Genomic DNA, 14,038 nt, shown 5'->3' on the forward strand with positions numbered 1-14,038 from the left:
AGACCCTTCCCCCTCCCAACGCTCTTTTTTCCCTCCCGTCTCTCTCCCCCCTCCACAGCGGGGGGGGGTGTTTTGGGGGGGGGGGGACTCTCCCTCTTCCCCCCCCCCCCCGCCAGGGCCCGCCTCCGCTATCCGAGAGCGTCCGATCCGCTATCCCAGCGCGTCCAACAGGCGCTGCTCCTTCGCCGGTTCGATGCCCAGCGGGGCCGCCGTGCCCGGCCGTCCCTTGCGCCCCTCGGTGTCGGTGTCCTCGACCGGGCCGCGCGTCCTAAGCCACTCCCAGGTGTCCCGCGCGGTCTCGGCGAACGGTCGGCAGCGCAGCCCGGCCGCCTCCGCGCGGCCGGTGTCGGCGAGCCAGACACCGGCCAGCTCGGGCAGGTCCGGTGCCCAGAGGGGCAGTTCGCTCCACGGCTCGACCCGGTCCGGGCCCTCGGCGAGCAGCGGCCCGTCCGCGATCCAGACCAGTTCGGTGTCCGCGCCGCCCGCGACCGCCCGGCAGGTCTCCAGCCACGCGCCGAAGGTCAGCCGCCCGGGCGGCGCCGTGGTGAGGAACCGTCCTGACGTGCGGGCCGTCAGCCGGTCCAGCCCGAATGCGGCGAAGTCCCGGACGTCGATCACCTGCATGCTCCGCTGCGGGTCCCCCGGGGCGAGCACCCGCCCGCCGCGCGCCATCCGCTCCAGCCACCAGGGCAGCCGGCCGCCGATCTCGTACGGTCCGACGAGCAGCCCGCTGTTGAGGACGAGCGTGCGGTCGGCCCCGAAGCCCTCCAGCACCGCGCGCTCGCAGCCCGCCTTGAGGGCGGGGCTGAACGGCTGGCCGGGCGGGGTGTCGGCGGGGCAGGGGTGCCGCGGGGAGTCCTCGTCGATCACCCGGGCGGGCCAGTCCGCGAAGGCGTGCACGGAGGAGACCACGGTGTAGTGGCCGGCCCGCTCGCGCAGCAGTCGCGCGCTGAGCGCGGCCTGGGCGGGCTGCTGGACGGAGGTGTCGACGACGGCGTCCCAGCTCCGGCCGTCGACGAGCCGGGCGAGGTCCTCGGCGCGGTCGCGGTCGCCCCGGACGGCCTCGACCCCCGGCAGGTCGGCGGCGCTGCGGCCGCGGTTGAAGGTGGTCACGTGGTGGCCCCGGGCGAGGGCCTCGGCGGCGTAGGCCCGTCCGAGGAAGGACGAGCCTCCGAGCAAGAGGATCTTCATACCGCTCACCTTCTCCGCGTCCTCCCGCCGGTACGCCCGGATTCGCGCTGAGCAGATGCCGCGCCCTCCCGGCCCACTTAGCATCCGATCTGTACCGGTCTGCAAGGGTTCGACCGGATTCGGCAATGGGAGAGCGCAGCATGGTCAACCCGGCACTCGTGGATCCCGCGACCGTCCGCGCGACCGCCGCCGAAGCCTGGATCCGCGCCCAGCCGATGCTGCGCAACTACCGCTCCCTCTACGCCCAGGCCCTGGACGACGCGGACCCGTGCTCCCTCGGCGGCTTCGGCCGCTTCCGCCACCACCCGCGACCGCCCACCCCCGCCGACGCCCCGACCGGGGCGGGCAGCGGCGCCGAGCCCGGGGACACCGCGTACTCCCGCGCCTGGCTCGACCTGCGCGCCGAACCCTGGGTCGTCTCGGTTCCCGCCGAGGACCGCTACCACGTCCTGCCGGTGCACGAACTCGACACCGTGTACGCCGGTTTCCTCGGCTCCCGGACCACCGGCCCCGAAGCCGGCGACCACCTGGTGGCCGGCCCTGACTGGCACGGCGAGCCCCCGCCGGGCATCCACAGCGTGATCCGCACCGCCACCCGGCTGGTCGGCATCGTCGGCCGCACCCGGCTCACCGGGAACACCCCCGCCGAGGTCGCCGAGGTCGCCGCCGTCCAGCAGCGGTACCGGCTGCGCCCGCTGCACGAGTACGCCGGCACGCCAGCGCCGCCGCCCGCCCCCGAGCCGGTCTGGCCGGTCTGGCGCGAGGAGGTCCCGGACAGCCCGGAATTCCTGGCTTTCCTCGACTTCCTGCTCGGCTTCTTCCCCCTGGCCGGTCCCGTCCCGCTCCCGCCCGCCGAGACCGACCTGCGCGGCCGCCTCACCGACCTCGGCATCGACGGCCGCGGCGAGTTCGAGCCCGCCGTCCTCCCGCTGGAGCTGCGCGCCGAGATCGACGGCGGCATCGCCGACGGCCGCGCGCGGCTGGACCGGGCCGTCGCCGGACTCCGCGACCGCACCCACGTGTTCGGCACCCGGGAGCAGGTGGGCGCGGACTTCCTCCGCCAGGCCGTCGGCGCCGTGACCGAACTCCACGGGCTGCCCGCCGAGGAGGTCTGGTCCGGCTCCTGGGAGGCGGACAGCGCGGGCCACCGCCCGCCGCACGCCGACGACCGCGACCACGTCATCCGCTTCGCCCCGGACGCGCTGCCGCCGGCCCGCTTCGGCTGGTCCGCCACCCTGTACGCGCTCCCGGAGCGCCGGCTGGTCGACAACCCCCTGAACCGCTACGCGATCGGCGACCGCACCCCCGGCCTGGTCCGCGACCCGGACGGCGGACTCACCCTCCACGTCCGGCACAAGCGGCCCGCCGACGCCGACCACTGCGCCAACTGGCTGCCCGCCCCGGACGGCCCGTTCACCGTGGCGCTCCGGATCTACGGTCCCGACCGGGCCGTCCTCGACGGCCGCTGGCACCTCCCCCCGCTCGACCCGCGCTGACCGGAAACCCCGCTGACCTACCTGATCCGACCCGACCCGACCCGACCGGACCCGACCGACCGGACCCGACCCGACCCGACCCGACCCGACCCGACCGTGCGAAGGACCCCCGATGAACCAGCCCGAGCTGGAGGCCCTGGCCGCCGACGCGTACGTCTACGGCTACCCGATGGTCGCCGGCCTCACCATGGTCGAGCGCTTCACCAGGAGCGGTCTGGGCACCCTGCCGGCGGCGCCGTTCAACCACTTCAGCCACGCCGCCCGGCTGGCCGGTCCGGACGACAGGTTCGTCTCGGTCAACAACGACACGGTCTACTCGATCGCCCAGCTCGACCTCTCCGAAGGCCCGCAGGTCCTGCGCGTCCCGGACACCGCGGGCGCCTACTACGTACTGCAGTTCATCGACGCCTGGACGGACAACGTCGCCTACCTCGGCCGACGTGCCACCGGCACCGACGCGCAGACCTGGCTCCTCGTCCCGCCCGGCTGGCACGGCACCCCGCCGGACCGGGAACGGGTGATCGAGCTGCCGACCACCGTCGGCACCGTCGTCGGCCGCTTCGCCTGCACCGGCCCGGACGACCTGCCCCGGATCCGGGCCCTGCAGTCCGAGCTCGCCCTGGAACCGCTGGAGCCGGGGGGCCTGGCCGCCGGACTGCCCGAGCCCGACCCGGACGTCCCCGAGCGGCTGGCCTTCTTCGAACGCCTGCGGGTGTGGATGCAGGCCTTCCCACCGGCCACCGCCGACATCGAGTACCAGCGGCGCTTCGCCCCGCTCGGCCTGCTGGACGACGGCGCCTCGCCGTACCGCGCGGCCGCCCCCGAGTGGACCCTCGCGCTCGCCAAGGGCCTGGCCGCCGGCCGCGAACGGGTCGAGGACGCCACCCGCCCGCCCGAGGACCACCCGCCCGGCGAATGGCGCTCCGCGCTCCACCTGTTCGACTACAACACCGACCACCTGGGCCCCGGCACCCTGGACGACCCCGAGTGGCGCATCCCCGACCGCCGCGCCGCCTACCTCAGCCGCGCCGCCGCCGCCCGGGCCGGCCTCTGGGGCAACCACGCCTACGAGGCCTCGTACGCGATGACGTACGACGACTCCGACGGCCGCCCCCTCAACGGCGCGAACAGCTACACCCTGCGCTTCGACCAGCCACCCCCGGTCGGGGCCTTCTGGTCCGTGACGATGTACTCCGTCCCGGACTACTACCTGGTGGAGAACCCGATCGACCGCTACTCGATCGGCGACCGCACTCCCGGCCTCGTCTACGGCGAGGATGGCTCCCTCACCATCACGCTCCAGCACGACCAACCCGAGGACCCGGTCGCCGCCGCCAACTGGCTCCCCACCCCACTCGGCGACTTCCGCCCGATCATCCGCCTCTACCAGCCCCATCCCCCCGTCCTCGACGGCACCTACCAAGTCCCGCCGATCCACCGCATCTGACACCCCCACACCCCGCACACGAAAAGTCGGCCACAACGACTTCCCGCGCACCTTCGGCCCGTTCGTGCCCTGGCCAAAATCTGCAGACCGGTCTACCTGCTCTCATGGACGCCCGTACAACCCCACCCGGGAAAAGTCGACCCAGCCGACGTTCCACGCATTCCGACAAAGCCCAGCACGCAAATATGCAGACCGGTCTACCTATCCGGCTGCTTCACGATTCCCGCCGCGCGCAGGAATGTCGACCACGCCGACTTCCTGCGCGCACCCGAGCCTGTGCTGAGCGCGTAAGCCTGGCCCCGGTCTTCCGATCCCACTAGAAATCGCATCCTCCCCACGGCATGCGAAGTCGGCCCGGCCGACTTCCTGCGCTTCGAGCGCCGCGATTAGAATATGTAGACCGGTCGACATATTCTTACCGCGCCCTACCCGTGCCGCGCGCAGGAAGTCGACCGCGCTCCCGTGCAACGCCAAAACTGCTGAGCGCGAACCTGGTCCCCCGTCTTCCTGTTCCAGCGGAGTCCCCCCTCCCCACGCGCTTGCGAAGTCGGCCCGGCCAACTTCCTGCGCTTCGAGCGCCCCGAGCAGAATATGTAGACCGGTCTACCTGATGCGCCCACGCCGACGCCTGCACGACGCCGCGCATCAGAAGTCGGCCTGGCCGACTTCCTGTGTGCGCTCCGGCGTCGATCCAACACGAATATGTCGATCGGTCTACATATCTCACACGTCGGCCTCGCTCCTGTGCCTAGGAAGTCGATTGTGCCGACTTCCTGCGCACCCCGATCTTCAGCTCCCTGTAGGAATATGACGACCGGTCTACAGACCAGCCGAGGCCGCGTTGAGGCCAGGCCCGCGCACAAGAAGTCGACCCTGCCGACTTCTCGCGGGCAGCCCGGTCGGCATGCGGCGGCCTAATGGGCCGTCGGTGACGGCGTCGGTGTCCCCGTTGCCGTCGGGCGGGGGGAGGCGCTGCTGGTGGGTGGCGTGCTCGGCGTGCCCGAGGGGGACGGCGTGCCCGAGGGGGACGGCGTGCCCGTGGGCGCGCCGGTCGGCGTCGGGTTCGACGGCGAGGGCGTGCCCGTGCTGGTCGGGGTGGCGGTGGGGGCCGGGGTAGTGGAGGCCGTCGGCGTGGGGGTGGCCGAGGAGGAGGGGGAGCCGCCGCGGTTGTGCGGGCCGCCCTCCAGGGTGACCACCGCCTGCGAGGGCGGCAGCGCGATGCGGGCGGTCCAGTGCGTCGTCGGTGCGAGGTCCTCGTCCACGGTGACGATCACGGTGATCCGTTGCCCGGGCGCGAGCGTGCCGGAGTCGCGGCTGAGCCGGAGCCAGCCGGCGTCCGTCACCGCGCGCCAGCGGATCTCCGTGGTGCCGGAGTTAGTGAGGGTGAGGACGGTACGGCTGCCGTACTCGCCGGCTTCGACGGTGAGCAGTCCCGCCGGGGCCGGGTCGGTGGTGCCCGGTCCGGAGGTGCGCTCGACCACGGGTTCCGGGGCGGCGACCAGGGTCGGGCTGCTGAGCGGGGTGGCGCCGTGGGCCGGGACGGGAACCACCGCGCCCTGGAAGGTCAGTCGCGGAACGCCCGGATGCAACGTTTCTGCACCGTTGGCTCCGCCGACGCCCGTACCGCCCGCGCCCGCCAGTTCCAGCCCGGGCATCCCGGGCGCGCCCTGCCCGGCCGGCCACGGCTGCTGCGGTCGTTGCGCGGCGGCCCGGTCGGTCTCGTCCACGCGCACCGCCGAGACCGAGGCCGTCGCTCCCGATCCGCCGCCGCTCCGGTGCCCGGCCCAGAGGGCGATCACCGGCGCCGCCAGGACGGCCGCGAGGACCCCGGTGGTCACCACGCGCCGACGGACCGCCAATCCGCGCCCCGCGTCCGGCGCCCGGTGCCGGGGGAAGCCGTTCTGGTCGAACCGCAACCCGGGTTCCCCGACCGCAGCGCCCGCGGCTCCCGGCCCGCCCGCAGCACCCGCAGCACCCGCGGCACCCACGACACCTGCCACACCCACGGCGCCGCCCGCACCCCCCGCCCTTGCGGAATCCGGCGCCGCCAAGAGCGGCAGCCCCGAGAGCCCCGCCGCGCCCTCCGCCGCCTCGCCGGCCACCCGCTCGGCCGTCCCGCGACAGGTCGGGCAGTCCACCACGTGCTGCACCAGTTCCCGCCGCAGCGCCGGGCCGAGCACCCAGTCCCGCCAGGACTCCGCCCCGGCCCCGCCGAGCCGGTCCAGCTCCGGGCAGCTGCCCACGCCGAGCACCAGCAGTGCCGCCCTGGTCCGGGCCACTTCGGCCTCGGCACCGGTCAGCAGCTCCCGGGTCCGCTCGAACGGCAGGCCCAGCACGGCTGCCACTTCCAGCGGGGTGAGCCGGTGCCGGACGGACAGCTCCAGTGCCTCGCGCTGTTCCGGGTCGGTGCCGGCCGCCTCCGGCCAGGCGAGCGAGGCCAACTCGCGCCGCCGCCGGGCCGCCTCGGTCTCACGTCCGCCGCCGACGGCCCCGGCCTCGCCGACAGTCCCGCCCCCGCCGACAGCCCCGCCGAGGCCGTGCCCGTCGACAGCCCCGCCCCCGCCGCCCCCCTCGCCAGCCCCGCTCCCATCGGCAGCCCCGACCCCACCACCGAGAGGGTCGCCCCCGCCCCCGTCCGCGAGCCGCCGCAGGCAGCAGTACCGGGCCAGCGAGAACAGCCATGCCCGTACCAGCCCGGGCTCCGCCAGCCGGGCGCCGTGCCGCCGTGCCAGCTCCCGGACCTCGCGCAGGGCGTCGGCGGCGGCGTCGTGTTCGCACAGCACCGAGAGGCAGTAGGTGAAGAGGCCGTCCACCTGCCGGTCGTACGCCGTGAGCACGGCGGCGGCCTGCGGCCCGACCGGCCCAACAGTTCGCGTTGTCACCCGTCCGACGGTAGAGACCCCGGACGGTACGGCCCCGCCATTCGCGCCGTATGTACTTCTTTCGGGTAACAACATCGCCCATCTGTGTGGACGCCCGGCGAGCCTTCGCGGGGACTCCCGGCGAGCAGCCCGCGGCGGGTCGGCAGCGCCCTGCCCGGGCCTCGCTGTCGTACCCAGGCGCTACCGTGGGCGCCATGCCTCCGCGTTCCAAGACCACCGCCAAGCCGCGCCCGGCCTACCGCTGCACCGAGTGCGGCAACCAGCTCCCCAAGTGGGTCGGCCGGTGCCCGGAGTGCAACGCCTGGGGGACGGTCGAGGAGTACGGCGCGGTGCCGATCCGGACGACGGCCGCCGGCCCGGTCAGTGCGCCGGCCCGTCCGATCGCCCAGGTGGACGGCCAGGTCGCGACGGCCCGCTCGACGGGCGTGCCGGAGCTGGACCGGGTGCTCGGCGGGGGGCTGGTCCCCGGGGCGGTGGTGCTGCTGGCCGGCGAGCCCGGCGTCGGCAAGTCCACCCTGCTGCTGGACGTCGCGGCCAAGGCGGCGACCGACCGGCACCGCACGCTCTACGTGACAGGTGAGGAGTCGGCCGGCCAGGTCCGGCTGCGCGCGGACCGGATCAACGCGCTCTCCGAGCACCTCTACCTGGCCGCCGAGTCCGACCTGGGCGCGGTGCTGGGGCACATCGAGGCGGTCAACCCCGGCCTGCTGATCCTGGACTCGGTGCAGACCATCGCCTCCGCCGAGCTGGACGGCGCCCCCGGCGGCCCGGCCCAGGTCCGCGAGGTGGCGAACGCGCTGATCCGGGCGTCCAAGGAGCGCGGCATGGCGACCCTGTTGGTCGGCCACGTCACGAAGGACGGCCAGATCGCCGGTCCGCGCCTGCTGGAGCACCTGGTGGACGTGGTGCTCAGCTTCGAGGGGGACCGGCACGCCCGGCTGCGCCTCATCCGCGGGGTCAAGAACCGCTACGGCGCCACCGACGAGGTGGGCTGCTTCGAGCTGCACGACGAGGGCATCGTCGGCCTGGCCGACCCGTCCGGCCTCTTCCTGACCAGGCGTGACAAGCCCGTCCCGGGCACCTGCCTCACCGTCACGCTGGAGGGCAAGCGCCCGCTGGTGGCGGAGGTGCAGGCGCTGATGGTGGATTCGCAGATCCCGTCGCCGCGCCGCACCACCTCGGGTCTGGAGTCGCCCCGGATCGCGATGATCCTGGCCGTGGTCGAGCGGCACGGCGGGGTGAAGCTCGGCAAGCAGGACATCTACACCGCGACGGTGGGCGGGGTGAAGCTGAGCGAGCCGTCCGCCGACCTCGCGGTGGCGCTCGCGGTGGCCAGCTCCTCCACCGACACCCCGCTGCCCAGCAACCTGGTGGCGATCGGCGAGGTCGGTCTGGCGGGCGAGGTACGGCGGGTGACGGGTGTGCAGCGGCGGCTCGCCGAGGCGCACCGGCTGGGCTTCACCCACGCCCTGGTCCCGCCGGACCCGGGCAAGGTGCCGCCGGGCATGAAGGTGGTCGAGGTGGCCGACATCGGCGAGGCGTTGCGGGCCATCCCGGGCCGCCGCCGGGCCGCCTCCAAGCCGCGCGGCGAAGCCCGCGGAGAGGCCCGCCCGGAGGCCCGTACGGACGGCCGCGCGCAGTCCCGTGGTGAGGCTCCGTCGGCGCCGCCCGCGCCCCGCTCGGCCCCGGTCGCGGCCTACCCGGAGGAGCTGATGGACGGCTGGGAGCCGCTCGACTCCGACGAACTGCGCTGACCCAAGCCCTGCCGCAGCCGCACGCAGTTAGACTTTCCCCAGTCTCATTGGCCAGAAGGCAGTACCGAGCGGTACTGAGCGACAGAGCAACAGACCGCGGACCGGCGCACGGCACGAGGCGCGCGGCACGGGGTCGACCGGAGGAGTCACGTGGCAGCCAGCGACCGGGGGGCGGACAAGGCCTCCCGTGAGGAGGCCCTGCTGCGGGCCTCCCTCACCGCCATCGCTCCCGGCACGGCGTTGCGTGACGGCCTGGAGCGGGTCCTGCGCGCCAACACCGGCGGCCTGATCGTGCTGGGCTTCGACAAGACGGTCGAGTCCATCTGCACCGGTGGTTTCGTGCTGGACGTCGAGTTCACCGCCACCCGGCTGCGCGAGCTGTGCAAGCTGGACGGCGCGGTCGTGCTGGACAAGGACATCACCAAGATCGTCCGGGCCGGCGTCCACCTGATGCCGGACTCGACCATCCCCACCGACGAGACCGGCACCCGCCACCGCACCGCGGAGCGGGTCAACCGGCAGACGGGTTACCCGGTGGTCGCGGTCTCGCACTCGATGCGGCTGATCGCGATGTACGTCAACGGCACCCGCCGGGTGCTGGAGGACTCCACCACGGTGCTGTCCCGCGCCAACCAGGCGCTGGCCACGCTGGAGCGCTACAAGCTGCGCCTGGACGAGGTGGCCGGCACGCTCTCCGCGCTGGAGATCGAGGACCTGGTGACGGTCCGGGACGTCACGGCCGTGGCCCAGCGGCTGGAGATGGTCCGGCTGATCGCCACCGAGATCGCCGGCTACGTGCTGGAGCTCGGCATCGACGGCCGCCTGCTCTCGCTGCAGTTGGACGAGCTGATCGCGGGCGTGGAGCCGGAGCGCGAACTGGTCGCCCGGGACTACTTCCCGGAGCGGGCCGCCAAGAAGGGCCGGACGGTCAACGAGGTGCTGGCCGACCTGGAGGCGCTCACCCACGCCGAGCTGCTCGACCTGCAGACGGTGGCGAAGGCGCTCGGCTACTCGGGCTCGCCGGAGTCCCTGGACTCCGCGGTCTCGCCGCGCGGCTACCGCCTGCTGGCGAAGATCCCGCGCCTGCCCAACACGGTGATAGAGCGCCTGGTCGAGCACTTCGGCGGCCTGCAGAAGCTGCTCGCCGCGAGCATCGACGACCTGCAGACGGTCGAGGGCGTCGGCGAGACCCGGGCCCGCTCGGTCCGGGAGGGCCTGTCCCGCCTCGCCGAATCGTCCATCCTGGAGCGCTACGTCTGATCCGACGCGCGGACGGTTCACGGCCCCTGAGGAAACGCTTCCCCAGGGGCCGTCCCGCGTCCGTAGCTGCGTCCGCGTCCGTACCCGCGCCCACCCCGCGTCCGCGCCCAGCCCGCGCCCGACGGGATCGACGTGCCGACGCCGGAGCCCCCGGCCGCGCGGCCGGGGGCCCCGAAGCGAGGTGACCGCCCCTCAGTTGTCCAGCCGGATGGAGGCCCGCGCCGAGACCTTGTCCCCGGCGAGCCCGGTGAGTTCGGCGAGCACCACATAGGTGCCGTTGGCCGGCGGCGTCTGGTCGGTGGCGGTCGCGCACTGCGGCTTGCTGCGGCTGCGGTCCCAGGTGAAGGTCTCGGTCTGGCTGCCGTTGGCGGGCAGCTGGACCCAGATGCTGCCCTTGTCGTTCGGGCAGTCCCCCGAGGACCAGACCCGGTCGCCGTTGCTGGCGCTCACGGTGATCGCGGAGGCGACCCGGCCCAGGTCCACCCGGCAGTTGGCGCCGGAGTTCTTGACCGTCAGGGCGAGCCGCGGCTTGTCCTTGGGCTGGAACGAGTTCTGGGTGCCCGCGAGTTCCAGGGCGACCTGCGAGGAGGCGCAGACCGGAAGCGCCATGATCTCCGGGGTGTTGACCGCCGGAACGCCGCCGCCCGAACCGCCCGCACTGCCCGTGCCGCCTGAGCCGCCCGCCGCACCACCACCAGGGCCGCCGGTGCCGCCGCCCGAGCCACCGGAGCCGCCCGCCGGGGCCGGGTTGGCTCCGGTGCCGCCGCTCAGGTTGACCTCGGTGCCACCGCCCCCGGCCACCGGACCGCCGCCGCTGCCGCCCGAGCCGCCCCCGGGGCGTGCCGCGGGGCCGCTCGGCGAGGCGCCGGGCGTGATGGTCTGGGCCGGGGTCTGGGAGGGAACGGCCTGCGCGGCCTTGCTCCCTGAGCCGTCGTCACCGCCCCCGCCCTGGTCGGTCATCAGCCAGGCGATCAGGGCGATAACCGCCGCGACGGCGGCGAGCACGACGACGCGCCGACGCCAGTAGATCGAGGCCGGCAGTGGTCCCACGGGTTGACGCAGAGAGGGCACGACCAAACTCTACGAGACCGTGTGTGGTGATTGACTCATCAACACCGCACAGTCGTCCCTTCCTTCACATGATCCGCCATTTGATCCGTTCGAGGGAGTCCCGAACGGCTGATTTTCGGAACAACGCCGAGGAATCCGGACCGACGCCTTCCGCTCCCGCCCAGCTCCCACCCCGCTCCGATCCCGCTCCCATCCCGCTCCGACCGTCCCGTCGGGCGTGGGAGGATCGAAGGGCCATGACTGCCATCACCGCCACCGCCGTTGCCACCGACGCCACCCGTCTGCCACTGCCCCTGCCGCTGTTCCACTCGACCGTCCTGGACTGGTACGAGGCGACCAAGCGGGACCTGCCCTGGCGGGCCCCCGACGCGACGCCCTGGGGCGTCATGGTGAGCGAGTTCATGCTCCAGCAGACCCCGGTCAAGCGCGTGCTGCCCGCCTGGGAGGCCTGGCTGACCCGCTGGCCGACCCCGGCCGAGCTCGCCGCCGAGGCCCCCGGGGAGGCGGTCCGGATGTGGGGCCGACTGGGCTACCCCCGCCGCGCGCTGCGGTTGCACGCGGCGGCCGTGGCGATCACCGAGGAGCACGGCGGCGCCGTCCCGGACGACCACGCCACGCTGCTGTCCCTGCCCGGGGTGGGGGAGTACACCGCCGCGGCCGTCGCCTCCTTCGCCTTCCGCCAGCGCCACGTGGTGCTGGACACCAACGTCCGCCGGGTCTTCGCCCGCGCGGTGACCGGCGTCGAGTACCCGGCTCAGGCCACCACCGCCGCCGAGCGCCGCACCGCCACCGCGCTGCTGCCCGACGACGCCGAGACCGCCGCCACCTGGGCGGTCGGCGTGATGGAGCTGGGCGCCCTGGTCTGCACCGCGCGCAGCCCGGAGTGCGGGGAGTGCCCGCTGTTCGCCGGCTGCGCCTGGCAGCGGGCCGGGCGGCCGCCGTACGAGGGCCCGGCCCGGCGCGGCCAGTCCTACGAGGGGACGGACCGCCAGGTGCGCGGCAAGCTGCTCGCGGTGCTGCGCGAGGCGCACGGCGAGGTCGAGCAGGCCCGGCTGGACGAGGTCTGGCCGGACGCGGTGCAGCGGGCCCGGGCCCTGGACGGGCTGGTCGCGGACGGCCTGGTCGAGCCGGTCGAGCAGGGCGTCTACCGCCTGCCGCAGTAGGAGGAACGACGGCGCCCCCGGAAGGCTCGAAGCCTCCCGGGGGCGCCGTGTGCGTGCGACCGAGCGGACGGTCAGGCGGCCGCCGCCTCCAGCGGGGCCTCGGCCGGCTTCTCGCCCTTGCCCGTCCCGCGCAGCGGCACCTCGCGGAGGAACACCGCGGCGGCGATCGCGATCACGGCCACCCCGGCGCCCCAGAGGAAGACGGTGTGCATGCCGTTGGACACCGCGTGGTGGTAGGCGTCCTGGATGTTCTCGGGCAGCTTGCGCAGGGCGGCCGGGCTCATCTGGCCCGGGTCCTTCACGCCGCCGCCCGCGGTGGCCTGCTCGCCGAGCCTCTCCTTCATGGTGTCGGTCACCCGGTTGTTGAACAGCGCGCCGAACAGCGCGACACCGAAGGAGCCGCCGATGGTGCGGAACAGGGTGGCGGTGGAGCTGGCCACGCCCATGTCCTTGAGCTCGACGCTGTTCTGCGCCACCAGCATGGTGATCTGCATCAGGAAGCCCATGCCGGCGCCCAGCACGATCATCCAGCAGGCCGAGGTGAAGCTGCTGGTCTCGGTGCCCATCGTGGAGAGCAGGATCAGGCCGCCGGTCATCACGATGGTGCCGATGATCGGGTAGATCCGGTACTTGCCGGTCTTGGTGACCGCCCGGCCGACCACCAGCGAGATCACCAGCATGCCGAACATCATCGGCATCAGCAGCAGACCGGAGTTGGTCGCCGAGGCGCCCTGGACGATCTGCTGGTACAGCGGCAGGAAGACGGTCGAGCCGAACATCACGAAGCCGACGATGAAGCCGATGATCGAGACCAGCGTGAAGTTCAGGTTCTTGAACAGGGTCAGCGGGAGCATCGGCTCCTCGACCCGCTGCTCGACGTAGCAGAAGGCGATCAGCGAGGCGGCGGCGAGCGCGGCCAGGCCCAGGATCTGCTTGGAGCCCCACGCGTACTGCTGGCCGCCCCAGGTGGTGATCAGCACGAGCGAGGTGATGCCGACGGTGAGCAGGACGGCGCCCAGGTAGTCGATCTTGGCGGTGCTGCGGACCTTCGGCAGCTTCAGGGTCACGATGACCACGGCGAGCGCGACCACGCCGAGCGGCAGGTTGATGTAGAAGGTCCAGTGCCAGCTGAGGTGGTCGGTGATGAAGCCGCCCACCAGCGGGCCGCCGATGGTGGCGAGGGCCATCACCGCGGCGAACATGCCCTGGTACTTGCCGCGGTCGCGCGGCGGGACGAGCGCGCCCATGATCGACATCACGCCGACCATCAGACCGCCGGCGCCGAGGCCCTGCACGGCGCGGAAGCCGATCAGCTCGTTCATGTTCTGCGACAGGCCGGACAGTGCCGAGCCCACCAGGAAGATCACGATCGAGGTGAGGAAGGTGCCCTTGCGGCCGTACATGTCGCCGAGCTTGCCCCAGATCGGGGTGGAGGCGGCGGTGGCCAGGGTGTAGGCGGTGACCACCCAGGACAGGTGCTCGGCACCGCCCAGGTCGCCGACGATGGTCGGCATCGCGGTGCCGACGATCAGGTTGTCGAGCATGGCCAGCAGCATGGTGACGACCAGACCGACCATCACGAGGCGGATCTCGCGGGGTGACCGCGGCTGCTCCTCCTCGGCCGTCTTGTCCTCCGGTACCGGGCCGGCGGTCTTGGACTGTGACATGAGGTGGGGTCTCCCGGAGGGGTGGTTCGGACGGAGCGTCGGGCCGTGCGGCGGCTCACTTACTTGTCGCCCGGCTAGTTTATCGATCGTCGGCACGGTAGGTTGTT

General features: G+C 73.4%; 9 protein-coding genes. 5 read left to right on the forward strand and 4 right to left on the reverse strand.

What is annotated here, in order from left to right; genetic code table 11:
• Positions 1-150: 150 nt before the first annotated feature.
• Positions 151-1,191, reverse strand: a complete 1,041-nt coding sequence (locus tag ACZ6Y7_RS03385; protein ID WP_465756160.1) for an NAD-dependent epimerase/dehydratase family protein — start codon at positions 1,189-1,191, stop codon at positions 151-153.
• A 125-nt stretch (positions 1,192-1,316) separates the two neighbouring features.
• Here ACZ6Y7_RS03385 and ACZ6Y7_RS03390 point away from each other — a divergent pair, with 125 nt between their 5' ends.
• Both ACZ6Y7_RS03390 and ACZ6Y7_RS03395 read left to right on the forward strand, forming a co-directional pair.
• The gene (locus tag ACZ6Y7_RS03390; protein WP_465756161.1) at positions 1,317-2,687 is read left to right on the forward strand and encodes a DUF1254 domain-containing protein; all 1,371 of its coding nucleotides are present in this window, start codon (positions 1,317-1,319) and stop codon (positions 2,685-2,687) included.
• 112 nt (positions 2,688-2,799) lie between these two features.
• Entirely contained in the window at positions 2,800-4,134 is a 1,335-nt protein-coding gene (locus ACZ6Y7_RS03395; protein WP_465756162.1) for a DUF1254 domain-containing protein, read from the forward strand.
• 914 nt (positions 4,135-5,048) lie between these two features.
• Here ACZ6Y7_RS03395 and ACZ6Y7_RS03400 read toward each other — a convergent pair.
• Positions 5,049-7,016: a BACON domain-containing protein gene (locus ACZ6Y7_RS03400; protein WP_465756163.1), complete on the reverse strand. Its 1,968-nt coding sequence runs from the start codon at positions 7,014-7,016 to the stop codon at positions 5,049-5,051.
• A gap of 194 nt (positions 7,017-7,210) precedes the next feature.
• Between ACZ6Y7_RS03400 and radA the strand changes: the two genes are divergently transcribed.
• Both radA and disA read left to right on the forward strand, forming a co-directional pair.
• A complete protein-coding gene (gene radA / locus ACZ6Y7_RS03405) occupies positions 7,211-8,770 on the forward strand; it encodes a DNA repair protein RadA (protein ID WP_465756164.1) in 1,560 nt (519 codons plus the stop codon).
• A gap of 201 nt (positions 8,771-8,971) precedes the next feature.
• Positions 8,972-10,030, forward strand: coding sequence for a DNA integrity scanning diadenylate cyclase DisA (gene disA, locus ACZ6Y7_RS03410; RefSeq protein WP_391551439.1), 1,059 nt, complete (start codon positions 8,972-8,974; stop codon positions 10,028-10,030).
• A 192-nt stretch (positions 10,031-10,222) separates the two neighbouring features.
• On the opposite strand, the gene ACZ6Y7_RS03415 is transcribed toward disA, so the two are convergent.
• Positions 10,223-11,101, reverse strand: coding sequence for a hypothetical protein (locus tag ACZ6Y7_RS03415; RefSeq protein ID WP_465756165.1), 879 nt, complete (start codon positions 11,099-11,101; stop codon positions 10,223-10,225).
• 236 nt (positions 11,102-11,337) lie between these two features.
• Here ACZ6Y7_RS03415 and ACZ6Y7_RS03420 point away from each other — a divergent pair, with 236 nt between their 5' ends.
• On the forward strand, positions 11,338-12,264 hold the full coding sequence (locus ACZ6Y7_RS03420; RefSeq protein ID WP_465756166.1) for an HhH-GPD family protein: 927 nt from the start codon (positions 11,338-11,340) through the stop codon (positions 12,262-12,264).
• 71 nt (positions 12,265-12,335) lie between these two features.
• Here the strand turns inward: ACZ6Y7_RS03420 and ACZ6Y7_RS03425 are convergent, their stop codons facing one another.
• Positions 12,336-13,931: an MDR family MFS transporter gene (locus tag ACZ6Y7_RS03425; RefSeq protein ID WP_465756167.1), complete on the reverse strand. Its 1,596-nt coding sequence runs from the start codon at positions 13,929-13,931 to the stop codon at positions 12,336-12,338.
• Positions 13,932-14,038 lie beyond the last annotated feature (107 nt).

The sequence above is a fragment of the Kitasatospora sp. NPDC053308 genome (assembly GCF_055585785.1).

Excerpts from the sequence above, each read along its gene's own strand:
- ACZ6Y7_RS03385 (WP_465756160.1), bottom strand. The coding sequence starts at position 1,191 with ATGAAGATCCTCTTGCTCGGAGGCTCGTCCTTCCTCGGACGGGCCTAC.
- ACZ6Y7_RS03390 (WP_465756161.1), top strand. The coding sequence starts at position 1,317 with ATGGGAGAGCGCAGCATGGTCAACCCGGCACTCGTGGATCCCGCGACC.
- ACZ6Y7_RS03395 (WP_465756162.1), top strand. The coding sequence starts at position 2,800 with ATGAACCAGCCCGAGCTGGAGGCCCTGGCCGCCGACGCGTACGTCTAC.
- radA (WP_465756164.1), top strand. The coding sequence starts at position 7,211 with ATGCCTCCGCGTTCCAAGACCACCGCCAAGCCGCGCCCGGCCTACCGC.
- ACZ6Y7_RS03420 (WP_465756166.1), top strand. The coding sequence starts at position 11,338 with ATGACTGCCATCACCGCCACCGCCGTTGCCACCGACGCCACCCGTCTG.
- ACZ6Y7_RS03425 (WP_465756167.1), bottom strand. The coding sequence starts at position 13,931 with ATGTCACAGTCCAAGACCGCCGGCCCGGTACCGGAGGACAAGACGGCC.